We start from the raw sequence: 24139 nt of genomic DNA on the forward strand, positions 1-24139 counted from the left end.
AAAACTAATTTATTTTCTAAAATGTAATAGCTTTTCCATAGTATACACATTCTAATATATTCTTCATATCTTCATATGAAACTTCTCTTGGATTTGTTGGTGTATTTGCATCTACTATTGCATTCTTGGCCATATATTCTACTGTAGATTTAAATAGATCTTCTTTAACTCCATTTTCTTTTAATGTAGATGCTATGTTTAATTCAGCATTTAAGTCTTGTATAGATTTTACTAAAGAATTAGTTAATTGTTTTTCAGTTCCTCCTGATAAACCTAGCATTCTTGCCAATTCTGCAAAATCTTTTAAGGAAGTTTTAGCATTAAACTCAATTATATAAGGTAATAAAATAGCATTGCAGCATCCATGAGATATACCATACTGGACACCTATCTGGTGAGCTAAACTATGGGCAATACCTAAGCCAGCATTGCTAAAAGCCATACCTGCTAGACATTGAGCTATGTGCATTTCTCCTCTCGCTTTAGCATCACCATTATAAGATGGAATAATATTATCATATATAGTTGCAATGGCTTCTTTAGCTACAGAATTTGAGATTCTAGATTTATTTGTAGCTACATAAGCTTCTACAGCATGAGTTAGTGCATCCATTCCAGTATGAGCAACTAATTTTGGAGTCATAGTTTGAGGAATATTAGTATCTAAAATAGCTATATCTGGTACAATTTCAAAATCTACAAGAGGATATTTTACTTTTTGTTTATAATCTGTAATTACTGAAGCAGATGTTACTTCTGTAGCAGTACCACTAGTTGAAGGAATAGCTACAAAGATAGCTTTGTTCCTAAGTTTTGGAATACTAAATGGTTCTTTTACATCATCAAATTCTAATTCAGGATGTTCATAAAACACCCACATAGCTTTACTAGCGTCTATAGTTGAACCTCCACCTATAGCAACTATAACATCAGGGCTAAACTCTTCCATAGCTTTTGCACCTTTCATTACAGTTTCTACTGATGGATCTGGTTCAATACCTTTAATATATTCAACTTCTAATCCAGTTTCTTTTAAAATACTACTAACCCTATTTAGAAAACCAAATTTCTCCATAGAAGAGCCACCTGAAAGAATAATGGCCTTTTTACGACCTTTAAGATTTCTTAACTCTTCCAAAGCATCTTCCCCAAAGTATAAATCTCTTGGCAATGTAAATCTAGACATTATAAGATTCCTCCCATTTTTATTTAATATTTATTTTAATTAGCAGTTTCCTTATTTTTAAATTGAATTTGTTTTAGTATTGTAACTAATATAGCTGTAGTCAAGGATCCTGCAATTAATGCAATAATAAATCCTAATAAATTACCTATAGCATTTGGTATAAACATTAAGAAGAATCCACCATGAGGAGCTTTTATTTCAACATTTAATAATAGTGCTACAATAGATCCTACTGCAGAGCCAGCCATACAAGAAGGCAATACTATTTTAGGATTTGCTGCCGCAAAAGGAATAGCTCCTTCTGTAATAAAGCTTAATCCTAGGAAAAGTGCAGCTTTACCTGCTTCTTTCTGATCTTTATTCCAAAGTTTTGGACGAGCAAAGGTAGATAATGCAATTCCAATTGGAGGAACCATACCACATACCATAGCAGCTCCCATTGGACCATATACTCCTTCTGCTAAAGCTCCTACTCCAAAGGTATACACAATTTTTGACATTGGTCCACCTAAATCAAAATAGAACAACCCAAATATAAGACCAAGTATAATCGCTCCACTACCTGACAACCTGCTTAAGAACTCTGTAATATGAACTGTTGCTATGTGAATTGGTTTTCCTATTACATAGTACATTAACAATCCAATAATTAAAGTAGATAATACAGGTATGATCATAATTGATTTTAACCCTTTTAAGGATTTTGGAAGTTTAATATTTTTATTTAAAAAGACTACTAAATATCCTGCAATTAAACCAGCAAGTATTCCGCCTAAAAATCCAGCACCAATTGAATTAGCTATAAATCCTCCTATAATACCTGGAGCAAAAGCTGATTTATCTCCTATAGAATGAGCTATAAAACCAGACATTACAGCTACCATTAAACTAAAGGCTGAACCTGCACCAATTTGGTACAAGGCCCATGGAATAGTTCCTTCTTCTTCAAAAGCATATATACCAAAAGCAAAGGATAAAGCAATTAAGATACCTCCTGCTACAACTAATGGTAACATATAAGAAACACCAGTCATAATATGTTTATATATTCCTGTAGCAGAATCTATACTTTTTTCATTATTATCTACGGATTTTCCTTTTACTATTTCTGTTCCTTCATAATTTAGAGCTTTCTTCATAAGTTCTGAAGGTTCTTTAATAGCTTTATTTGCTGGAACAGTAATAGCTTGTTTGCCTACAAAACGAGATGTGTCAATATTTTTATCTACTGCAAAAATAACCACATCTGCTTCTCTAATATCCTCTTTTGTTAAAATATTTTCAGCGCCACTTGCCCCTTGAGTTTCCACTTTAATTTCAATATTATCTTTTTTAGCTGCTTGCTCTAAAGCTTCAGCAGCCATATAAGTGTGTGCAATTCCAGTTGGACAAGAAGTTATTGCTACAATTTTTTTAGCCATTTTATATGCCCCCTTTTAAAAAACTTTTAATATTTCTTCTGGACTTTTGGCATTTCTAATACCTTCTACAACTTCCTTGTGAACTAAAGTTCTAGCTAATTGACTTAAAATTTTCAAATGCTCATTATTAGAACCTTTTGGTACAGCAATCATAAATACCATACTTACATCTGTATCATCTAATGATTCATAGTCTAAACCACTTTCTTTATATCCATATATAATTGTAGGAACATTTACAGAATCAGATACTCCATGGGGTATTGCAATTCCATTTCCAATTCCAGTTGGACCTTCTTCTTCTCTTTTTAAAATAGCATATTTAAAATTTTCTTTATCCCTAATCCTATTATTTTTGTATAAAACTTCAATCATTTCATCAAAAACTTCTATTTTATCATTACCTTTTAAATCAAATATAAAACCTTCTTTAAAGAAAACATCTTTTAAATCCATTTTACATCCCTCTCTTCGTTTTAAAAATTGAATAATAATTTAATAAACATTCTTTAATTCCTTCTTCTGCAAGTAAACATGCATCATAATAATTTATATCTTTAAAATTATCTACTAATTTATCATGGGCAGCAATAGTAAGGTCTGTAAAAATATTTACTTTACAAATACCTAATTCTACAGCTTTACGTAAATTTTCACTTCCAGAACCTGAACCTCCATGAAGAACTAGAGGAATATCTACTGCCTGATTAATTTGAGACAAACGTTCAAAATCAATTTTAGGAGTACCTCTATAAGTACCATGTGCTGTACCAATAGATACTGCCAATGAATCTACATTTGTTAATTTTGCAAAACGTTTTGCTTCCTCTACAGTTGTAAGTTGTGAATGATCATCTTCAGGATCAGTATAGGATTCTCCACCACCTACATGGCCAATTTCTGCCTCTACTGTTACATTTTTTTCATGAGCCAATGTTACAATTTCTTTTGTTATCTTTACGTTTTCATCAAAAGGTAAACTAGAACCATCTATCATAACGGAAGTAAAACCTTTATTTATTGCTTGTTTTACTAAAGATGGAGTAAATCCATGATCAAAATGTAGTACTATTGGTAAATCCGTTTTATTTGCATAATAGTTAACTATATTTGCAGTTTCACCAATGGATAGTGATTCAGTATGCACTTCTGCCAAGCTAATAATTAATGGGCTACGATTTTCTTCTGCAGCCTTTAAAACACCTTTTAAAGAATTTAAATTGAATATATTGGTTGAGGGTATTGCATATCCACCTCTTTTTGCATCTAATAATAATTGTTTACTATTTACTAACATTTTATTTCCTCCAATCTTTTATGCTCATTTATGGTAACTATGTTTTGATTATAAACGATTTCCTGTATTGTGTCAATAAAATCTATCACAAATTATCATTATATCTAATATAATTTATCATATATAAGCATAAATAATCATATAAATTTGACTTTGTTTTATTTTCTTGTTAAACTAAACTTATAAAATGATTTAAAGGATGGGGCCTATGTTTAAAGAAGAAAGATTATTAAAAATAATAAATAAGATAAATAGTGATAAGGGAGTTAATAAGGGTATTACTATTAAAGAATTATCTGAAGCCTTTAATGTATCTCCTTCAACTATCCGAAGAGATTTGACTGAATTAGAAAAGGCTGGAGTAGTTAAGAGAACTCATGGTGGAGCAATATTAGTTGAGCAGATTGGAAATGAGTATGACTTCTCAAGCAAACAGGGTAAATATGTTAATGAAAAAAAGTCAATTGCCAAATATGCTGCTTCTCTTGTTGAAGATGGTGAAATCATAGCTTTAAATTCGAGTACGCTAACATATTTAATGGCAGCGGAATTGGATGCTAAAAATCTTAGTATTATTACAAATTCTGTTGGTGTAGTAAACCAACTATCAGACAAAACAGACTACAGTATTATAGTTCTTGGAGGAATTTATTTACATTCAGCTAAAACGATTGAAGGTACTACCACTGTAGAACAAATTAGCAAGATGCATTTTGATAAAGTTTTTTTAGGTGCTAATGGGGTAGATTTAAAATTAGGATTGTCAACGGCAGGCTCAATAGAAGCAAGTAGCAAACAGGCAATGGTTGAGTATGGAAATGAAATTTATTTTCTATGTGAAAGTACTAAATTTGATAAAGCATCTTTTTATAAAATAGCTGATTTTAATCAGGTAAATGCAATTATTACAGATGATAAATTAACAGATGAACAGTTTGAAGTTTATAATAAATATACGAAAATTGTAAGAGTTTAATTATTTTAAATACAAATAAACTATTTCAAGAACTTGAAATAGTTTATTTGTATTTAATATTTATTTATTTTCCCTGTATGTCTTTGATACTCTTGAGTATAATAGATATAGTTCCATCAGTATTATTTATAAATTCTATTTTATCGTTACCAGTTAAATAGGATACAGGTATTTTTATCTCTATATCTTCATCAATTATTAATTTTTGCTTTCTAGGTATTTTCTTATATAGTGGTTCATTTACCTCTATAGTTTTTTCTGTAAGTCCTCTCTTTTCTATTTCTTCTTCATATATATTTTGAAGCTCTATATTTTCATTAAAGGCCTTTGTTTTAATATGATCTATATCTATAGTGTCTGATTCTTCTACAGATTCAACTATAGCATTTTTAATTTTTGCCATTTTTGTTACATCATCTTCACAATAGTCCCTTACTATTTTTTTAGATACTTTATTCACAATATCCATTTTTTCCTTGTCTGATAATGTATCCTTTGAGTGCAATAAATATTTGGAGATATAATATTCCTTTTCACCATTAATTTCATATTTCTTTTGCTTTAACAGTATTGAATAATCTTCTAAATCTACTATTATAAATTCATCTATTTTTTGATTTACATTTGGTAATGTTGTTTTTTGTTTTATTACTTTATTAACTCTTTTATCATCAGATTCTTCTATATAATGTATGTAAGAAGTTTTATAATTTAATATAAAGAAGCCTAGATACTTTCTACCATCTCCATTAAAAAGAACACAAATTAAATCGCAAGAAGGTATAGAGGGATTTTCAGCCATTATATTATACATTAGTTGAGCAAATTCTTTAGTCTTCGCTATAAAGTTGTCATTGTCTTTTGAAATATCTATACATATATTTTTCACAAGGTTTTCTTCAGAATCAAAGAAAGCCTTTTTTATATTAATATCATCAAAAACTTTTTCTATATGGATTTCTAAAAATTCCATTATCTCTCCACTATAGGGATGTTCTTCTTCAGATAACGCAGGTATTCCTACGGAATTATCTAAAATATGAAGTATTATTTTTTCAATATTTATTCTATCCATTTCAATCATCTCCCTTAGTATATAATATAATAATTATATCCTTTATGCTGTAGAAAACAAGATAGGTTTAATTTATTAAAAATTATTATTTATTTTCAGCTTGATTTTGAAATAAATATATGATACCTTGTACATATGTAGTGTTAATAATCGCAATATATACTATATATAGACGTGGAGGGGAATTCATGTTGAAAGTAGAAAAAAGAAATGGTGCAGTTGTAAAGTTTGAAGGAGATAAAATAGTAAATGCTATCTGCAAAGCTATGTCAGAAACGGAAAAAGGAGTAGACGAATTATTAGCTGAAGAAATTGCAGATAAGGCATTTAATGATTTTAAAAATTTAGAAATAGTGCATATTGAAAAAATTCAAGATTTTGTAGAAATTGAACTAATGAAAAATAGGCCTGATGTAGCTAAAAAATACATTTTATATAGAGATGAAAGGGCTCGACTTAGAAAACATGGCTGGGAAATGACAGATTTGCAAAGGGATATTTATGAGAAAAAATATAGATTTGAAAATGAAAGTTTTGATGATTTTCTAACAAGAGTTAGTGGTGGAAATAGTTTTATAAAAAAGGCCATAAAGGATAAGAAGTTTATGCCAGCAGGAAGAATATTGGCAGGTAGAGGACTAGATAAATATGGTAGAAAGATAACTCTAAGTAATTGTTATGTCATGCCTCAAGTGGAAGATAATATTGAAGCTATTTTTGACACTGCTAAATATATGGCTAGAACTTATTCTTATGGTGGTGGAGTTGGTCTTACTTTATCTAAATTGAGACCAAAAGGAGCTAAAGTAAATAATGCTGCAAACACTACTACAGGGGCAGTTTCATTTATGGATCTTTATTCCTTAGTTACAGGACTAATTGGTATGAAAGGCAGAAGAGGAGCTTTAATGCTCAATTTAGATTGTAGTCATCCTGATATTGGAGATTTTATTGATGTAAAAAACAATCTAGATAAGGTAAACTATGCTAATATATCTGTTAATATAAATGATGATTTTATGAAAGCTGTTGTAGAGGATGAAGATTTTGAGTTATATTTTAAAGTAGAGGCTACTGGTGAGGAAATTAGGAAAAAGATTAATGCTAAAGAGCTATTTAGAAAATTAGCTAAAAATAATTGGAATATGGCAGAACCAGGTATATTATATACAAATCGTATTAATTCATGGCATTTGATGAGTGAAGATGAAAAGTTTGAATTTGCTGGAGTTAATCCTTGTGCAGAAGAACCTTTACCTCCTTTTGGTAGTTGCAATCTATCTTCTATTAATTTAAGTGAATTTGTTAAAAATGAATTTACGGAAAAAGCTGAATTTGACTACCAAAGATTTGGTGAAATGGTAAGAGAGGGAGTTATATATTTAAATGAAGTATTAGATGAAAATATGAATTTACATCCATTAGAACAGCAAAGAGAAATGTCTAGAGAATTAAGACAGATTGGACTAGGCCTTATGGGATTAGCAGATATGTTCATTAAATTGGGAGTAAAATATGGTAGCGAGGAATCTATAGAATTAATTCATAAAATAGGAAAAGTATTAATAAATGAGGCTTTAAGAGAATCAGCTTTATTGGCGAAAGAACATGGAACATATTCTAGGTATAATGCTGAGAAGGTATTAAAATCACCATTTTTATTATCTAATGTTAATGAAGATGTTTTGGAACTTATTAAGAAATATGGACTTAGAAATAGCCAACTTCTAACTATAGCACCTACAGGAAGTATATCTACTTTAATTGGATGCAGCAATGGATTAGAGCCGATGTTCCAAATATCCTATACTAGGAAATCAGAATCATTGCATCAAGAGGATACTTATTATAAAGTATTTACTCCAATAGTGAAGGAATATATGGATAGAAATAATATAACAAGAGAAGATGAATTGCCAGATTTCTTTGTAACTACTTCAACATTGAATTATAAGGAAAGAATAGATATACAATCAGTTTGGCAACAATATATTGATGCTAGTATATCTTCTACTGTCAATGTACCAAATGAATTTACTGTAGAAGAAGTAGAAGATTTATATATTTATGCTTGGAAGAAAGGTGTTAAAGGCATTACAATTTATAGAGATGGTTGTGCTAGAGAAGGAATACTTATTTCAAATAAACCTAGTTTAAGTAAATTAGAAAAAATTGAAGAATTACAAAGGGAAATAGATGAGTTAATAGTAGAACAATTAGAAGAGGATCCAGATACTTGTCCAATGTGCGGAGGGACTTTAATCCATAGCGGAGGTTGTGCAGAATGTCAGGATTGTGGATACAGTCCTTGTTCAATATAAATAAATAAAAAATAGCCAAGATATATCTTGGCTATTTTTTATTACATTACTCCTCTAGAAAGTCTTTTAGTTTTTTGCTTCTACTTGGATGTCTAAGTTTTCTTAGAGCTTTGGCTTCTATCTGCCTTATTCTTTCTCTTGTAACATTAAATTCTTTTCCTACTTCTTCTAAAGTCCTGATTCTTCCATCACCTAAGCCAAATCTGAGTATCAATACTTCTTGTTCTCTAGGAGTTAAAGTTTCCAAAACATCAAGAAGTTCTTCTTTTAACATAGTATATATTGCCGATTCTGCAGGTGTATCTATTTGTTCATCTTCTATAAAATCTCCTAAATTGCTATCTTCTTCTTCTCCTATGGGTGTCTCTAAAGATACAGGTTCTTGAGCTATTTTCATTATTTCTCTAACTTTGTTTACGTCCATATCCATAACTTTTGCTATTTCTTCAGGCAAAGGCTCTCTACCTAGTTCTTGTACAAGTTGTTTTTGTACCCTAACAAGCTTGTTTATATTTTCAATCATATGAACCGGTATTCTTATAGTTCTTGCTTGATCCGCTATGGCCCTTGTTATAGACTGGCGTATCCACCAAGTAGCATAGGTACTAAATTTATAGCCTTTTTTATAGTCAAATTTATCAACAGCTTTTGCAAGTCCTAAATTTCCCTCTTGAATTAAGTCCAAGAATGACATCTGCCTTCCTATATATTTTTTCGCAATACTAACTACTAATCTTAAGTTTGCTTCTAAAAGATGTTTTTTTGCAGATTCATCCCCTGCTTCCATTCTCTTTGCTAGTTCAATTTCTTCATCTCTTGTAAGAAGAGGAATTTTTCCTATTTCTTTCAGATACATTTTAACTGGATCATCTAGATTAACATTATTAGACACAGAAAACTCACCTCTTTGCTGCCTATATAATTGATATCTTTTTACATATTCAAACCCTATGGAATGGTTGTCCTTAATAGGATTTTATTATAATCTCTTTGGATATAATTTTTTAAAATACTATAATTAGTAAAAAATAAGAAATATATCTAATTTTTTACATAGATTAGTAAGGATATAATAATAGAACTGTCTAAAAATTAGTTTTGAGAATAAGGATAGGATTATTATAAAAATTATTTACTTTTGCATTAATTAAATACTCATATCAACAAACTAACCTTTACAGTATATCATACATGCAGGTAAAATTTCAAGGGGTTAGAACTTATATTCTTATATTTGCTAAGGAAAGGTATGATTTTAGTTTTTTCACCAGTAAATTTACTGGTTCTATTTTTATATAATTATTTTACAAGTAAATAGTACAAAAAAGTAATGAAAGTACAAAAGGATTATGAAGTTCGTATATATTATACAATAAAATATTTTGCTTTATTCCATAAAAAAATAACTAATTCATTTAATATTATAATCAATACCGCATTAATGTATTGTTAAAAAAAAGTCAGTAATACTGTCCTTGAGAGCAATATATTAAGGTAAGTTTCTGAATAGGTATTAAAACGTTTTCATCAAAATTTGATTTTATAGAGAAAGGAGTTTTATTTATGAATGATGGAATGGGAGCAACGGATCCATCTGCAGTTGCTGCTAAAAAGAAATTATCAGAACAATTTTTTAAAAAAGGTGTTAGGATAGCTTTATTTTCAGGCGTTACATATGGATTATATTCAGCATTTTTAACTTTTGGTATGACTAAGGGGGTTTGGAGTGACTGGTATGGCCCTAATACAGCTGGCTTATCTACCTTCGCTATTGCGTATTTACTAGGCGCACTTGGTGGTGCTGTTAACGATATCTGTAGTGCCATTTGGGCAATGATTAATGCAGCTATTAAAGGTAAATTTGGAGACTTCATAAGATGTTTAAATACTGCTCCAGGTCGTATGATGATCTTAGCGGCTCTTGCAGGAGGACCTGTAGCCAGTACAGCTTATGTTGTTGGTCTTCAAATGGCCGGTTCTATAGTTACTCCTATTACTGCTCTTTGTCCAGCCATCGGTGCTATTTTAGGCAGGATTTTGTTCAAGCAAAAAATAAGTAAACGTGTGACAATCGGTATTATTATTTGTGTTATTGCTAGTTTCTTAATTGGCAGTACAAGCATTGGTAACGATGCTCCAGACGGCATGTTCCTAGGTCTATGTATTGCATTCTTTGCTGCTCTTGGTTGGGGCTTTGAAGGTTGTATAGCTGGTTATGGTACATCTATGATTGACTCTGAAATAGGTATTACTATTCGCCAAGCAACATCAGGACTTGCAAATTTATTTATATTAGTTCCTATCTTTGGCAAGATGTCAGGTAGCGTTAAGCTTTCATTTGCTCTAGCTGGTCAAGCATTCACAAGTGGTCCTGCTATGATTTGGTTTGCTTTAAGTGGTCTTTGTGCATTTGTTTCATTTATGACTTGGTACAAGGGCAATAGTATGTGTGGTGCAGCTCTTGGTATGGCTTGTAATGCTACTTATTCATTCTGGGGACCATTCTTCTGTTGGATAATACTTGGAATATTTGGTGGTATAGATGGTTGGTCATTACCTCCTATCGCTTGGATTTCTGCTATATTAATGATGCTTGGTATCTTGGTAATTGCAATGAATCCAATGGATTTATTCAGAAAAAAGGAGGTTAATTAGTATGAAGCCACTCAACTATGCTATTTTAAAATACTTTACAACAGTAAAAGAAGCATGTGCAGAAGATGTTATTGAAGCTTTGAAAGATGAATATGGCAATTTTAAAGCACTTAAAAAAGATGCTGTAGTAGCAGCTTTAATGACAGCTGAAGCTAATGGTCTTCTTGAAGAAACAAGATTTGAAATGGATCAAACAGGTCAATTGAGGATTTACTATCATGCACATGAAGAAGGTGCAGCTACAATTAATAAATATATTAAGGATTAATGATTTGGATTATTATTTAAATTCTAGGAGTTTAAATAATAGATAGATATTTTTAAAGAGAAACAATTTGAAAAGATTGTACTGGTTTGAAAAGGTTTTTAAAAAGCACACATTTTATAAAGAGGAGGGGAGCTATGAGTGAGATACTATGGAGAAGAAGCTTTAGGTCTTATTGAAACACTAGGTATGGTTCCAGCACTTGAGGCAGCAGATAAAATGTTGAAAGCTGCTGATGTAGAACTCATATCATATGAAAATATAGGTTCTACTCTTGTAACAGTTATGGTAAAAGGTGATGTGGCTGCTGTTAAGGCATCTGTGGAAGCAGGAGCTGCTGCTGCTTCAGCAATAGGCAAATTGACGGCACAAAATGTTATGCCACGACCAATTAAAAGCGTTGGAGATATTGTTTCAGTACATGATATTGATGCATAAAATAAAGTGAGAGAGAGGAAATGCAAATGTATAATTCTGCAGCATTAGGTTTAATAGAAACATTTGGTCTAGTCTTTGTTTTGGAGGCTGCAGATGCAATGTGTAAATCTGCAGATGTTGAATTGATTGGATATGAGAATGTAGCTTCTGGCTATATTTCTGTATTAGTTAGTGGTGATGTAGGAGCATGTAAAACAGCTGTTGAAACTGGTGTAAAAGCTGTTGAAGATATGGGAGCAGAAGTTTATAGTTCAGTTGTTATTGCAAGTCCACATCCAGATCTTGAAAAAATTATTGCACGTTATTCTCTTGAGAATTTGCTCCCTTAATATATATAGCGTGACAATATTGTAAAAAAATACTATAAATATAAAAAATAAAAGGAGAGTTAGAAATGAATATTATTGACAATGACTTGCTCTCCATCCAAGAATCACGAATTCTTATGGAAAATGCCAGAGAGGCACAAAAACTTTTAGCAGCTTTTCCACAGGAAAAACTGGATGAGATTGTTGAGCGTATGGCAGAGGAAATTGGAAAGCATGCCTATGAACTTGCTATGATGTCCAGTAATGAGACTGATTATGGCAAATGGCAAGATAAATATATCAAAAATAGATTTGTTTGTGAGTATTTACCAACCAAACTTAGAGGTATGCGTTGCGTAGGTATTATTAACGAAGATAGTCAGAACAAGACTATGGATGTAGGTATACCTGTGGGGACGATTGTTGCATTATGTCCTGCAACCAGTCCTGTTTCTACTACTATATACAAGACTTTAATTTCAATTAAATCTGGCAATGCTATTGTTTTTTCTCCACATCCTAGAGCAAAGAAAACAATTTGCAGGGCACTTGATATTATGATTCGTGCAGCAGAAGGGTATGGATTGCCAGAAGGGGCTATTTCGCATTTGCATACTGTAACACCTAGCGGGGCAATTGAATTAATGAACCATAAAGCAACCTCTTTAATTATGAATACAGGAGTTCCTAAATTACTTAAAGAAGCATATAAATCGGGAAAACCTGTTATTTATGGAGGTGCTGGCAATGGACCAGCATTTATAGAACGTACAGCTGATGTGAAACAAGCGGTGAGAGATATTATTGACAGTAAAACCTTTGATAATGGAATGGTGTCAGCAGCAGAACAATCTATTGTTGTAGATAGCTGTATTGCAGCGGATGTTAAACATGAACTGCAAAATAATGGTGCCTATTTCATGACAGAAGAAGAATCAGAAAAAATAGGTTCTCTCTTTTTCCATTCCGATGGAAGCATGGATTCAGAGATGGTTGGAAAATCAGCACAGGAGTTAGCTAAAAGAGCAGGTTTCTGTATTCCCGATAGCGCAATATTATTGATTTCAGAACAGAAGTATGTTTCTGAGACCAATCCTTACTCAAGGGAAAAACTTTGCCCAGTACTATCTTATTATATTGAAGATGACTGGATGCATGCCTGTGAAAAATGTATTGAATTATTGCTAAGTGAAAGACATGGACATACTCTTGTTATTTATTCAAAAGATGAAGAAGTTATTCGCCAGTTTGCATTGAGAAAACCAGTAGGAAGGGTGCTTGTTAATACCCCAGCTTCTTTTGGCAGTATGGGAGCTACAACTAATTTATTTCCTGCCATGACTCTAGGCAGTGGATCAGCAGGTGAAGGTATGACCTCTGATAATGTTTCACCAATGAATCTTATCTACATACGCAAAGTTGGATATGGCGTGCGGAAAGTAGAAGAAATTACTCGTGGAATATTTACAGAAGAAAAACCCGACTTCTGTAGCGTGACAAAACCACAGGAAGGTTATAGTTCAGAGGATATGAAGCTAATACAAAGTATTTTGAAAAAAGCTATCGAAGAAATTGGTTAAAGTACATTTATAGATAGGGTATGGCAAGTAATAGGTTTTAAATATCAGATAGCCAAATCTGAAATAATAAAAGAAGAGAGGTTATAAATTTGGATATTCGTGAGTTTTCAAATAAGTTTGCAGAAGCAACTAAAAATATGTCTGTAGAAGAACGAGCTACTTTGATGAAAATGTTTGAAGGCATTTCAAAAGAAATTTCAGAAGAACCAGATCAAGGTTTTAATAATTGTGCAACATCTTGTATGAAAAATGAGGAAATTCCAAATGGAATGACAGATCGTTTAAAGAGGTTGAAAGAAAGATATTTAAAATGGAAACCTTCTATCACAACATATCGTGCTAGAGCAATTACAAAGATTGCTAAGGAAAATCCCGGTATGCCTAAAATTTTATTACGTGCGAAATGTTTCCGCTATTGTTGTGAAACAGCACCTTTAGTAATTCAAGATGATGAGCTTATTGTAGGGTCTCCTTGTGGTGCACCTCGTGCTGGAGCTTTTTCTCCTGATATTGCATGGAGATGGATGGTTGATGAAATTGATACTATAGGTACACGTCCTCAAGATCCATTTTATATTTCTGAGGAAGATAAAAAGATTATGCGTGAAGAACTTTTTCCATTCTGGGAAGGTAAATCCGTTGACGAATATTGTGAAGATCAATATCGTGAAGCTGGAGTTTGGGAACTTTCTGGTGAATCTTTTGTTTCAGATTGTTCTTACCATGCAGTTAACGGTGGTGGAGATTCAAACCCTGGATATGATGTAATACTGATGAAAAAGGGCATGTTAGACATTCAACAAGAAGCAAAGGAACATTTAGAAAAATTGGATTATGATAATCCTGAAGATATTGAAAAAATTTATTTTTATAAATCTATTATTGATACTACAGAAGGTGTTATGATCTACGCTAAGAGGTTATCTGACTATGCGGCTGAATTAGCTGCAAAGGAAACTGATCCTAAGCGTAAGAAAGAATTACAAAAGATTTCTGAAGTTAATGCACATGTCCCAGCACATAAACCTCGTACTTTCTGGGAAGCAATTCAAGCTGTTTGGACTGTAGAATCTCTATTGGTAGTTGAAGAGAATCAAACAGGTATGTCTATTGGACGTGTTGACCAATATATGTATCCATTCTATAAAGCTGATATTGAAGAAGGTCGTATGACTGATTATGAAGCATTTGAATTAGCTGGTTGTATGTTGATTAAAATGTCTGAAATGATGTGGATCACTAGTGAAGATAGTTCTAAATTCTTTGCAGGATATCAACCATTTGTCAATATGTGTGTTGGTGGTGTTACTCGTGAAGGTCTTGATGCAACAAATGATTTGACTTATTTACTTATGGATGCTGTTCGTCATGTTAAGGTTTATCAACCATCTTTGGCATGCCGTATCCATAGTAAATCACCTAAGAAATATTTAAAGAAGATTGTTGATGTTGTCCGTGCTGGTATGGGATTCCCAGCTTGTCATTTTGATGATGCACATATTAAGATGATGTTGGCAAAAGGTGTTTCTATAGAAGATGCTAGAGACTATTGTCTAATGGGCTGTGTAGAACCTCAAAAAGCTGGTCGTCTATATCAATGGACTTCTACTGCTTATACTCAATGGCCTATATGTATTGAATTAGTTCTAAATCACGGAGTTCCTCTATGGTATGGAAAACAAGTTTGTCCTGATATGGGAGATTTGAGCAGATTTAAAACTTATGAAGAGTTTGATAGAGCTGTTAAGGAAGAAATTAAATATATTACAAAATGGACTAATGTTGCTACTGTTATTTCTCAACGTGCCCATAGAGAATTAGCTCCAAAGCCTTTAATGTCTATAATGTATGAAGGTTGTATGGAAAAAGGTAAGGATGTTTCTGCTGGCGGAGCTATGTATAACTTTGGTCCTGGTGTTGTATGGAGTGGATTGGCCACATATGTAGATTCTATGGCTGCTATTAAGAAATTAGTATTTGATGAAAAGAAATACACTCTTCAGGAGCTAAATGAAGCATTGAAAGCTGATTTTGTAGGTTATGAACAAATTAAAAATGATTGTTTGAAGGCTCCTAAGTACGGTAATGATGATGACTATGCGGACTTGATTGCTGCAGATTTGATCAACTTTACAGAAACAGAACATCGTAAGCACAGAACTCTATATTCTACTCTTAGTCATGGTACTTTGTCTATTTCCAACAATACACCATTTGGTCAAATGACAGGTGCATCTGCTAATGGACGTAAAGCTTGGACACCATTATCTGATGGTATTAGTCCTACTCAAGGTGCAGATGTGAAAGGACCAACTGCTATTATTAAGTCTGTTTCCAAAATGTCTTGCGATAATATGAATATAGGTATGGTTCACAACTTTAAGCTTATGTCAGGACTATTGGATACACCACAAGGTGAGGAAGGTATTATTACACTACTTCGTACTGCTTGTTTATTTGGCAATGGACAAATGCAGTTTAACTATTTAGACAACGAAACATTACTTGATGCACAGAAACATCCAGAACAATATCGTGATTTAATTGTTCGTGTAGCAGGTTATAGTGCATTCTTTGTTGAGCTTTGCAAAGATGTTCAAGATGAGATTATTAGTAGAACTATGTTGACACATTTATAAATATGACATTCAATTTATTTAAAATTAATTTATCTGTTGCCCGTTCTTTATATGCTAGAGGGCGGGTGCAGTATAAATTATATTTAAATACTAAAATGAATCAAATGGGAGATTAAATGTTATGAACAATATGAGTGCAGGAGTAATTGAAAGAAAAGCATTAATTTTTAATGTTCAAAAATATAATATATATGATGGACCAGGAGTAAGAACATTGGTGTTTTTTAAAGGATGTCCATTAAGATGCAAATGGTGTTCAAATCCTGAAGGATTAGAAGCTAAATATCAAGTTATGTTTAAAAAAGATTTATGTATTGATTGTGGAGCTTGTGTTTCTGTTTGCCCAGTTAATATACATACTATTTCTAGAGAGTCAAAACATGAGGTTAATCATAATATTGATTGTTTGGGTTGTCGCAAATGTGAGCAAGTCTGTACTCAGTCTGCTTTATCTATTGTTGGCGAAATGAAGACTATTTCTGAACTTATGGAAATTATTGAAGAAGATAAAAGCTTTTATGATCTTTCAGGTGGTGGTGTTACATTAGGTGGTGGTGAAGTAACTAGGCAGCCAGAATTTGCAGCAAATTTGCTTATGGCATGTAAACAGGAAGGAATCAATACTGCTATTGAGACCTGTGGTTATGCAAAGAAGGAATCAATACTTCATATTGCTGAATTTACAGATTTATTCCTTTTTGATTTAAAACATATTGATTCTGAACGACACTATCAGTTAACGGGAGTACACAATGAAAGAATTCTAGAAAATTTAAAGGAGCTTCTTCACCGCAGACATGATGTAAAGATTAGAATGCCTTTGTTAAAAGGTATAAATGATAGTCAAGAGGAGATTGATGGTATAGTTAAATTTTTAATGCCCTTCCGTGATTATAAAAACTTTAAGGGGATAGATTTGCTTCCTTATCATAAATTAGGTGTTAATAAGTACAACCAATTAGGTAAGGAATATCCAATAGAGGGAGATCCAAGCTTAAGTAATGATGATTTAGATAGAATTGAAAGTTGGATTAAAAAGTATGATTTTCCAGTTGAAGTTATTAGGCATTAGCAAGTAGTTATTAGATTAGAAAATAGATTGAGAGGAATCTTTTATGGGAGAACTTGGTGGAAAGACTATGGAACGTATTATACAAGAGTCAGTGCCTGGAAAACAGATTACAATTGCTCATATTATTGCTTCTCCTATGCCAGATATTTATGAACGCTTAGGAATAGATAATAAAGAAGCAATTGGAATTCTAACAATAACACCCTTTGAAACAGCTATTATTGCAGCTGATATTGCAACAAAAGTTGCAGATGTTGAAATTGGATTTCTAGACCGTTTTACAGGGTCTCTAGTTATAACTGGTGATGTTCAGGCTGTTGAAACTGCACTTACTGCCATAAATGATAGATTGAAAAACTTGATGAACTTTACGACTGCTCCTATTACAAGAACATAAGAAAGGAGCTAGAGGACATGAGAAAGAAAAGAATAATGGTTATTGGACCTACAAATTGTGGAAAGACTACATTGGTCAATGCATTGAATGATTACAACGGGCCATTAAGAAAAACACAAGATATTATTTACGGGAAAAACACAATAGATGTTCCAGGTTCTTATGTAGAAAATACTTGGATGTATAAACATCTAATTGCGACTGCACAAGATGCATCACATATTTTGATTCTAGTTGATCAGTCGAAATGCGTTGATGTATATTCGCCTGGTTTTGCCAAGGCATTTAAATGTCCTGTAATTGGCGTAATAACTAAAGTTGATTTAATGGCAGAAAATGAGGATCTCTGTATTCAACAGTTGAAAAAAATAGGAATTTCAGAGCCTTATTATAAGATTAGTGTTCCTAGTGAAATAGGCATTAAAACTTTAAAAGAACATTTATTTTTAAAAGAAAAGTAAAGGGGGATTCAGATGAAGTTTATTACCGAAATTGATTTGCGGGATTTATATAGAAAAGAACCTTTTACAACTTATGAACTAGAACTAGGCTCAAAACTTACACCGGGAGCACGTCAGTTTCTAACAGATCAAGGAATTAAAATGTCTGATGATGGTTCTGATAGGAAGAAAAATATTGTAAATAAAGAACAACCATCTGCATCATCAGGAAAAAGGAATAATTGGCGAAAGAAGAAAGTTTATAGCAAAATAAAGTCAATAGAAGCATTATTTCTCCTTACTGAACAAGAACTTTTAAGTAGAGATGTTTTTTTAGCACAGAGTATTATTAATTTAGGTAAACAGTTTTCTAATATTAAGAATGCTTTAAATGGTGGAGTTCCTATTGAAGATATTTGTTGTAAGGAATGCACAGGCATAAACACTAATAATTTTTCTCATGATTTAGGAGACTGCTTTGAAATTACAGATTTTCATATGCAGTTAGAAAAGGGTAGGGATATTATAATTTTGCATAGGCTACGTTGTAGTCTTCGTGAAATTGAACCAGTTGTATTAGAACTATATGAAAGCAGTGAAGATGAAAGAAAACTTTGTGAAGATATAACGGGAAAGGTTAATCAGATTATTAATACTTTGTCACAAATAATTTGTTCTATTTTAGGAGGTGAAAAATGTCAAAGGAAAAATTAAACTATGAATTCTGTGAAAAACTTGTGCAAGATTTTGAAGATGTAGTCAAGGAGCCTATTATAGGTAAATCCTCTGTTTATTATACGGGAGTTGACTTAGGTACTGCATGTGTTGTTTTAACAGTCTTAGATGAAAATTATAAACCAGTGGCAGGCAATTATAGATATGCTGATGTAGTTCGTGATGGTATGGTTGTAGATTATATTGGTGCAATTAATATTGTTAAAGAATTAAAACAAGAACTTGAAGAAAAATTAGATACGGAGTTGATTTACGCTGCTGTTGCTATTCCACCAGGAACAGAGGGCTTAGACTCAGGAGCAGTTAAGAATGTAGTTCAGGCTGCTGGATTCGAATTGACAAATGTAATTGATGAACCTACTGCTGCTAATAAAGTTCTTAAAATTAAGGATGGTGCAGTTGTAGATATTGGAGGCGGAACAACTGGAATTTCTATTTTAAAGGATGGAAAAGTTGTTTATATTGCAGATGAGCCAACAGGAGGTACCCATTTTTCTTTGGTTATTTCTGGTGCATATAATATGCCTTTTTCAGAAGCAGAATTATACAAGCGTAATCCTGAAAACTACAAGGAATTGTTGATTGTATTGAAACCAGTAGTTGAAAAAGTTTCTTCTATTATCAATGAGCATATTAAAGATTACAATGTAAAAGAAATTTCTTTGGTAGGAGGAACAAGCTGTTTAACTGGCATTGAAAAAATTATAGAGAAACAAACAGGAATTCCTACCTATAAGCCACAAAATCCAATGTTTGTAACTCCTTTAGGTATAGCACTTAGTTGTACACAAGAAAGTATATAGTGGGAGGCGATTAATATTGAATATGAAGTTTCAAATTATTAAATCACCTTCAAAAGGAACTTTAGATATGCTTATACGACGGATGGGGACAGGTAATAACAAAGATTTGATTTCTACTGATGCAGTTGGTCTTGTTCAAGGTATGATGATAGATATGATTTGTGCAGCGGATATTGCTGAAAAGGCGGTTGGTGTTACAGTGAAAGATATTAGAGGTAGTTGTCCACAAAATATGATCATGATTGGAATTTTTGGCGATACAGCATCTGTTGAATCAGCTATTAATGAAATAAAAGATAGTTTAAAAAAGGAGAAAGATTTATGTTAGTAGCAAGACTTATTGACAATGTATGGGCAACAAGAAAAGCAGAATCACTCAATGGACTAAAGTTTATGCTAGCAGAAATAATTGGTGGTAGTAGTACTGGTCAGCGTTTAATTGTTGTAGATACCATCAGTGCTGGTATTGGAGATAGGGTTATTATTTGCACAGGTTCATCAGCTCGTAGGATGCTGGAAGATGATGATATTCCAGTTGATGCAGTTGTTGTTGGAATTATTGACGAAGACTGCAATTTTGAATAGGTTCAATATTAAAAAAACAGGTCTTATAGATGAAAGGGTGTGAAAAATGAAGAAATTGATTTGTGCAGAAGATGTTGAGGTTGCCCAAAAACAAGGTCAAAAAGTATTTTATATTGACTGTGATACTATCGTTACTCCATTAGCTAAAGATGCAGCAAAAATTTATGAAATAGAATTTTCTACTAAATCCCAAGACTGTGATTTAAAAAATCCTTGTGAAATGAAGTCCTCTGAACTAGCAAAGGATTTTGAGGGTGGAATTGATAGTGATATGATTTATAAAGTATTTAAAACCATGATGAATAAAGGACTTTTAAATGAAATTCTTGATTTATTTTCTGACAAGCCCTATGTTGCTGAAAGTGATTGTGGAGGTTTAAAGGTAGTTCGTGGCAATTCAGTAAAGTTTGATACCTTTGATACTGGAAGTCCTAATGATAAAGTATTCTACCAAGAATTAATCAATAAAGATGATTCTTCTATAAGTGCTGGTTTTTTAACTATTGATGATTCTAGTTTTAATCGGAACTTAACTTATGAAGAGATTGATTATGTTATTGAAGGTACTTTGACAATTATGATTAATGGGAAGACTTTTACTGCATATCCGGGTGATGTAATATATGTACCATCAGGGTCTAGAGTTGTTTGGGGCTCTCCTGACAAGGTTAAATTGTTTTATATTACATACCCATCTAACAAGGCTTAAATTGTGAGTTAGAATTAAGGAGGATTAGGTGATGCAAGCACTTGGTTTAATTGAAACAGAAGGACTTGTTCCAGCTATTATAAGTTCAGATGCTATGCTCAAGGCTTCAGATGTAAATTTGCTGGAAAGAACATATGTAGGTGGAGGCCTTGTATCAATTGCTGTAACCGGTGATGTAGCTGCAGTAAAAGCAGCCGTAGAAGCTGGTAGTGCAGCAGTTAAAACAATAAGTAGTCAATTGTTAGTTTCACAACATGTTATCCCTAGACCACATGAGGAATTAGAAAATACAGTTGTATCAGCAGTACCATTGAAAGATATAGATATTGGTTCAGCTAAAACTCAATTAGAAAAGGAGAAAAAATCTGAAGCTGTTAAAGAAGTTTCTACTAAAGTTGAAAAACCAGAAGTTAAATCTACTAAAGACGTTCCTAATAAAGCTGAAAAAACAGATACTTCTATGAAAATTGATTTAAATAAGCTACATGATAAGAATTATGTAGATAAAATAGTACTTAAACATGGTCTAGAAAAAACTATGAAGGCTTTAGGTGAACTTAAAGTAGTAGAGCTTAGAAGTTTAGCTCGTAAATATGAGAATTTTGGTATCAAAGGAAGAGAAATTGCCAATGCAGGAAAAGATCTATTGATTAAAGAATTCAAACAATATTATAAGGATAATTAGTATAGTTGTAGAAATTTAACAGTATATGATAAAAACTTTATAACAAATATATTGGGGGTAATACATTTGGAAAATATAGATTATGATTTACGTTCTGTACAAGAAGCGAGAAATCTTGCACGTTTAGGAAAAATCGCTGCAGATCAAATTGCTGACTATACTGAAGAGCAAATTGATAAAATTTTATGTAATATGGTTAGAGTAGCAAAAGAAAATGAATTTTGTTTAGCTGAGATGGCTGTAGAAGAAACTGGTTTTGGAAAAGTTGAGGACAAGGCTTATAAAAATCACATGGCTTCTACTTCTGTATATGAAGCAATTAAAGATATGAAGACTATTGGTGTAATTGGAGAAGATGTGGAGAAGAAAGTAATTGAGATTGCAGAACCAGTTGGCTTGGTAATGGGTATTGTACCTTCTACAAATCCAACATCCACTGCCATTTTTAAATCAATAATTGCAATTAAATCACGTAACGCAATTGTATTTTCACCACATCCAGCTGCATTGAAATGTACATTGAAAGCTATAAAGCTTATGTGTGATGCTGCTGTAGAAGCAGGAGCTCCTGCAAATATAATAAGTAGTATTTCTACACCATCTATGCAGGCTACAAATGAGTTAATGAAATGCAAAGAAGTTGCTATGATTATTGCAACTGGAGGCCCTGGAATGGTAAGAGCTGCTTATAGTTCAGGAAAACCTGCATTAGGTGTTGGTGCTGGTAACTCTCCAGCCTATATTGAAAGAACTGCTAATGTTGAGAAATCTGTTAAAGATATTATTTCAAGTAAGACATTTGACTATGGTACTATTTGTGCATCTGAACAATCTGTAATTGTTGAAGAGTGCAATCATGATCAGGTAGTAGCTGAATTCAAAAAACAAGGTGGCTATTTCATGACACCAGAAGAAACTGATAAAGTTTGTACTTTACTTTTTAAAAACGGTGGACATAGTATGAATGCCAAGTTTGTAGGTAGATCTCCTCAAGCTATTGCAGAGGCTGCTAATATTTCTATTCCAGAAGGAACTAAGGTTTTAATAGGAGAACAACAAGGAGTTGGTGATGCTTATCCACTATCTTATGAAAAATTGACAACAGTACTTGCCTTCTACACAGTGAGAGATTGGCATGAAGCATGTGATCTTAGTATTGAACTTCTTCAAAATGGACTTGGACATACTATGAATATTCATACAGAAGACAGAGATATGGTGATGAAATTTGCTAGAAAGCCAGCGTCTCGTATTTTAGTCAACACTGGTGGTAGCCAAGGAGGAACTGGCATAAGTACAGGATTATTACCTTCATTCACACTAGGTTGTGGTACATGGGGAGGAAGTTCTGTTTCTGAAAATGTTAGTCCAATGCATTTAATCAATATAAAGAGAGTAGCATATGGAATTAAGGATTGCAGTACATTAGTTTCAGATGATTCAAGCTTTAATCAAACTCAATGTTCTGGTGGACATGAATCTCATTATGATTTAGGATCTTGTTTTGCAAGTCCTGCATCCTATGCAGCAAAAAGTGTAGCAAAGGATAATTGTACTGATAACAATTGTGCTGATGATGAAAAACTTAGGAAACTTATGAATGAATTGGTAGCTGTAATGAAGGGAGCCAATTAAAATGGATAAGTATGAAGCTATTATGAAGCTTTTATTGGAAGCTATTGAGTCTAATATATCTTCTACAGAAGTAAAAGAAGATATATATGAAATCCCAGTTGGAGTTTCTAATCGCCATGTACATTTATCACAATCAGATTTGAACAGTTTGTTTGGAGAAGGGTATCAGATGACAAAGCTAAAAGATTTGTCACAGCCTGGACAGTATGCATGTAAGGAAACAGTTACAATTTGTGGACCAAAGGGTGCTATTGAGAAAGTTCGAATTCTTGGTCCAGTACGCAGTAAGACACAGGTGGAAGTATTAACAGGAGACTCTTTTAAGTTAGGTGTGGTTCCCCATGTAAAGATGTCAGGTGATTTATATGGCACACCTGGAATTACATTAGTTGGACCAAAGGGTTCTATCCAAGTAAAAGAAGGTCTTATTGTTGCACAAAGACATATTCATATGACACCTAAAGATGCAGAGCATTTTGGTGTAAATGATGGACAGATAGTGAGTATTCAGGTTAATGGAGTACGTGGTGGCATTTACAATAATGTAGTTATTAGGTCAAATGATACTTCAGCTTTAGAATGCCATATTGACATAGAGGAAGCAAATGCTATGAACATTAATAACGTATCAAAAATTAAAATAATAAAATAAATATTAGGAGGAAAGAAAAATGAAATATGATGCATTAGGAATGATTGAAACAAAAGGATTAGTAGGTTCTATTGAAGCTGCAGATGCAATGGTTAAGGCAGCAAATGTTTATTTAATTGGTAAAGAGCATGTTGGTGGTGGTCTTGTAACAGTAATGGTAAGAGGAGATGTAGGTGCTGTAAAAGCAGCAACTGATGCTGGTGCTGCTGCAGCACAACGTGTTGGTGAATTAATTTCAGTACATGTTATACCTCGTCCACATGTT

26 protein-coding genes are annotated in these 24139 nt (G+C 32.6%); 20 read left to right on the plus strand and 6 right to left on the minus strand.

The window, feature by feature from the left end:
- Positions 1-16: 16 nt before the first annotated feature.
- Genes NSA23_RS12345 through NSA23_RS12360 form a run of 4 tightly spaced genes read right to left on the minus strand, consistent with a single transcriptional unit; the run spans position 17 to position 3904 of the window.
- Positions 17-1186 carry an iron-containing alcohol dehydrogenase gene (locus tag NSA23_RS12345; RefSeq protein ID WP_042678855.1) on the minus strand — a complete coding sequence of 390 codons (1170 nt, stop codon included), beginning with the start codon at positions 1184-1186 and terminating at the stop codon, positions 17-19.
- A gap of 35 nt (positions 1187-1221) precedes the next feature.
- The gene (locus tag NSA23_RS12350; RefSeq protein ID WP_042678854.1) at positions 1222-2607 is read right to left on the minus strand and encodes a PTS fructose transporter subunit IIC; all 1386 of its coding nucleotides are present in this window, start codon (positions 2605-2607) and stop codon (positions 1222-1224) included.
- A 15-nt stretch (positions 2608-2622) separates the two neighbouring features.
- Entirely contained in the window at positions 2623-3063 is a 441-nt protein-coding gene (locus tag NSA23_RS12355) for a PTS sugar transporter subunit IIA (protein ID WP_042678853.1), read from the minus strand.
- Position 3064: 1 nt separating this feature from the next.
- Positions 3065-3904, minus strand: coding sequence for a class II fructose-bisphosphate aldolase (locus NSA23_RS12360; protein ID WP_042678852.1), 840 nt, complete (start codon positions 3902-3904; stop codon positions 3065-3067).
- 208 nt (positions 3905-4112) lie between these two features.
- Here NSA23_RS12360 and NSA23_RS12365 point away from each other — a divergent pair, with 208 nt between their 5' ends.
- Entirely contained in the window at positions 4113-4880 is a 768-nt protein-coding gene (locus tag NSA23_RS12365; RefSeq protein ID WP_042678851.1) for a DeoR/GlpR family DNA-binding transcription regulator, read from the plus strand.
- A 64-nt stretch (positions 4881-4944) separates the two neighbouring features.
- Here NSA23_RS12365 and NSA23_RS12370 read toward each other — a convergent pair whose 3' ends face one another.
- A complete protein-coding gene (locus NSA23_RS12370; protein ID WP_042678850.1) occupies positions 4945-5955 on the minus strand; it encodes a nucleoid-associated protein in 1011 nt (336 codons plus the stop codon).
- A 188-nt stretch (positions 5956-6143) separates the two neighbouring features.
- On the opposite strand from NSA23_RS12370, the gene NSA23_RS12375 reads away from it, so the two are divergent.
- The gene (locus NSA23_RS12375) at positions 6144-8276 is read left to right on the plus strand and encodes an adenosylcobalamin-dependent ribonucleoside-diphosphate reductase (protein WP_042678849.1); all 2133 of its coding nucleotides are present in this window, start codon (positions 6144-6146) and stop codon (positions 8274-8276) included.
- A gap of 46 nt (positions 8277-8322) precedes the next feature.
- Here NSA23_RS12375 and rpoD read toward each other — a convergent pair whose 3' ends face one another.
- Positions 8323-9132 (minus strand): RNA polymerase sigma factor RpoD, encoded by an 810-nt coding sequence (gene rpoD, locus NSA23_RS12380; RefSeq protein WP_276537075.1) that lies wholly within the window; start codon positions 9130-9132, stop codon positions 8323-8325.
- A 707-nt stretch (positions 9133-9839) separates the two neighbouring features.
- Between rpoD and NSA23_RS12385 the strand changes: the two genes are divergently transcribed.
- From NSA23_RS12385 to NSA23_RS12470, 18 genes are all read left to right on the plus strand, one after another.
- The gene (locus NSA23_RS12385) at positions 9840-10931 is read left to right on the plus strand and encodes a membrane protein (RefSeq protein ID WP_042678848.1); all 1092 of its coding nucleotides are present in this window, start codon (positions 9840-9842) and stop codon (positions 10929-10931) included.
- Between the two features lies 1 nt (position 10932).
- Positions 10933-11199 carry a hypothetical protein gene (locus NSA23_RS12390; protein WP_042678847.1) on the plus strand — a complete coding sequence of 89 codons (267 nt, stop codon included), beginning with the start codon at positions 10933-10935 and terminating at the stop codon, positions 11197-11199.
- A gap of 138 nt (positions 11200-11337) precedes the next feature.
- Entirely contained in the window at positions 11338-11634 is a 297-nt protein-coding gene (locus NSA23_RS12395; RefSeq protein ID WP_042678846.1) for a BMC domain-containing protein, read from the plus strand.
- 26 nt (positions 11635-11660) lie between these two features.
- A complete protein-coding gene (locus NSA23_RS12400) occupies positions 11661-11963 on the plus strand; it encodes a BMC domain-containing protein (RefSeq protein WP_042678845.1) in 303 nt (100 codons plus the stop codon).
- Between the two features lie 65 nt (positions 11964-12028).
- On the plus strand, positions 12029-13522 hold the full coding sequence (locus NSA23_RS12405; protein ID WP_050069690.1) for an aldehyde dehydrogenase family protein: 1494 nt from the start codon (positions 12029-12031) through the stop codon (positions 13520-13522).
- Between the two features lie 89 nt (positions 13523-13611).
- Positions 13612-16161: a choline trimethylamine-lyase gene (cutC, locus tag NSA23_RS12410; protein ID WP_042678844.1), complete on the plus strand. Its 2550-nt coding sequence runs from the start codon at positions 13612-13614 to the stop codon at positions 16159-16161.
- 121 nt (positions 16162-16282) lie between these two features.
- The gene (gene cutD, locus NSA23_RS12415; protein ID WP_042678843.1) at positions 16283-17233 is read left to right on the plus strand and encodes a choline TMA-lyase-activating enzyme; all 951 of its coding nucleotides are present in this window, start codon (positions 16283-16285) and stop codon (positions 17231-17233) included.
- Between the two features lie 43 nt (positions 17234-17276).
- Complete coding sequence (locus NSA23_RS12420) at positions 17277-17630, plus strand: BMC domain-containing protein (protein ID WP_257490588.1); 354 nt, start codon at positions 17277-17279, stop codon at positions 17628-17630.
- 17 nt (positions 17631-17647) lie between these two features.
- A complete protein-coding gene (locus NSA23_RS12425; RefSeq protein ID WP_042678841.1) occupies positions 17648-18091 on the plus strand; it encodes a EutP/PduV family microcompartment system protein in 444 nt (147 codons plus the stop codon).
- A 12-nt stretch (positions 18092-18103) separates the two neighbouring features.
- Positions 18104-18784 (plus strand): hypothetical protein, encoded by a 681-nt coding sequence (locus tag NSA23_RS12430; protein WP_042678840.1) that lies wholly within the window; start codon positions 18104-18106, stop codon positions 18782-18784.
- Positions 18766-19608, plus strand: coding sequence for an ethanolamine utilization protein EutJ (gene eutJ, locus NSA23_RS12435; RefSeq protein ID WP_042678839.1), 843 nt, complete (start codon positions 18766-18768; stop codon positions 19606-19608). The genes NSA23_RS12430 and eutJ overlap by 19 nt, the downstream gene beginning before the upstream one ends.
- A gap of 22 nt (positions 19609-19630) precedes the next feature.
- Positions 19631-19936, plus strand: coding sequence for a BMC domain-containing protein (locus NSA23_RS12440; RefSeq protein ID WP_042678944.1), 306 nt, complete (start codon positions 19631-19633; stop codon positions 19934-19936).
- The gene (locus NSA23_RS12445; protein ID WP_042678838.1) at positions 19930-20193 is read left to right on the plus strand and encodes a EutN/CcmL family microcompartment protein; all 264 of its coding nucleotides are present in this window, start codon (positions 19930-19932) and stop codon (positions 20191-20193) included. The genes NSA23_RS12440 and NSA23_RS12445 overlap by 7 nt, the downstream gene beginning before the upstream one ends.
- Before the next feature lie 46 nt (positions 20194-20239).
- Positions 20240-20902, plus strand: coding sequence for a cupin domain-containing protein (locus NSA23_RS12450; RefSeq protein WP_042678837.1), 663 nt, complete (start codon positions 20240-20242; stop codon positions 20900-20902).
- 31 nt (positions 20903-20933) lie between these two features.
- Entirely contained in the window at positions 20934-21587 is a 654-nt protein-coding gene (locus tag NSA23_RS16790; protein WP_042678836.1) for a BMC domain-containing protein, read from the plus strand.
- 66 nt (positions 21588-21653) lie between these two features.
- Positions 21654-23222 carry an acetaldehyde dehydrogenase (acetylating) gene (locus tag NSA23_RS12460; protein WP_042678835.1) on the plus strand — a complete coding sequence of 523 codons (1569 nt, stop codon included), beginning with the start codon at positions 21654-21656 and terminating at the stop codon, positions 23220-23222.
- A gap of 1 nt (position 23223) precedes the next feature.
- Positions 23224-23874: a phosphate propanoyltransferase gene (locus NSA23_RS12465; protein WP_042678834.1), complete on the plus strand. Its 651-nt coding sequence runs from the start codon at positions 23224-23226 to the stop codon at positions 23872-23874.
- A gap of 19 nt (positions 23875-23893) precedes the next feature.
- On the plus strand, positions 23894-24139 hold a 246-nt coding region (locus NSA23_RS12470; protein ID WP_257490589.1), incomplete at its 3' end, for a BMC domain-containing protein.

The organism is Anaerosalibacter massiliensis, assembly GCF_024623155.1.
Lineage (GTDB): Bacteria > Bacillota > Clostridia > Tissierellales > Sporanaerobacteraceae > Anaerosalibacter > Anaerosalibacter massiliensis.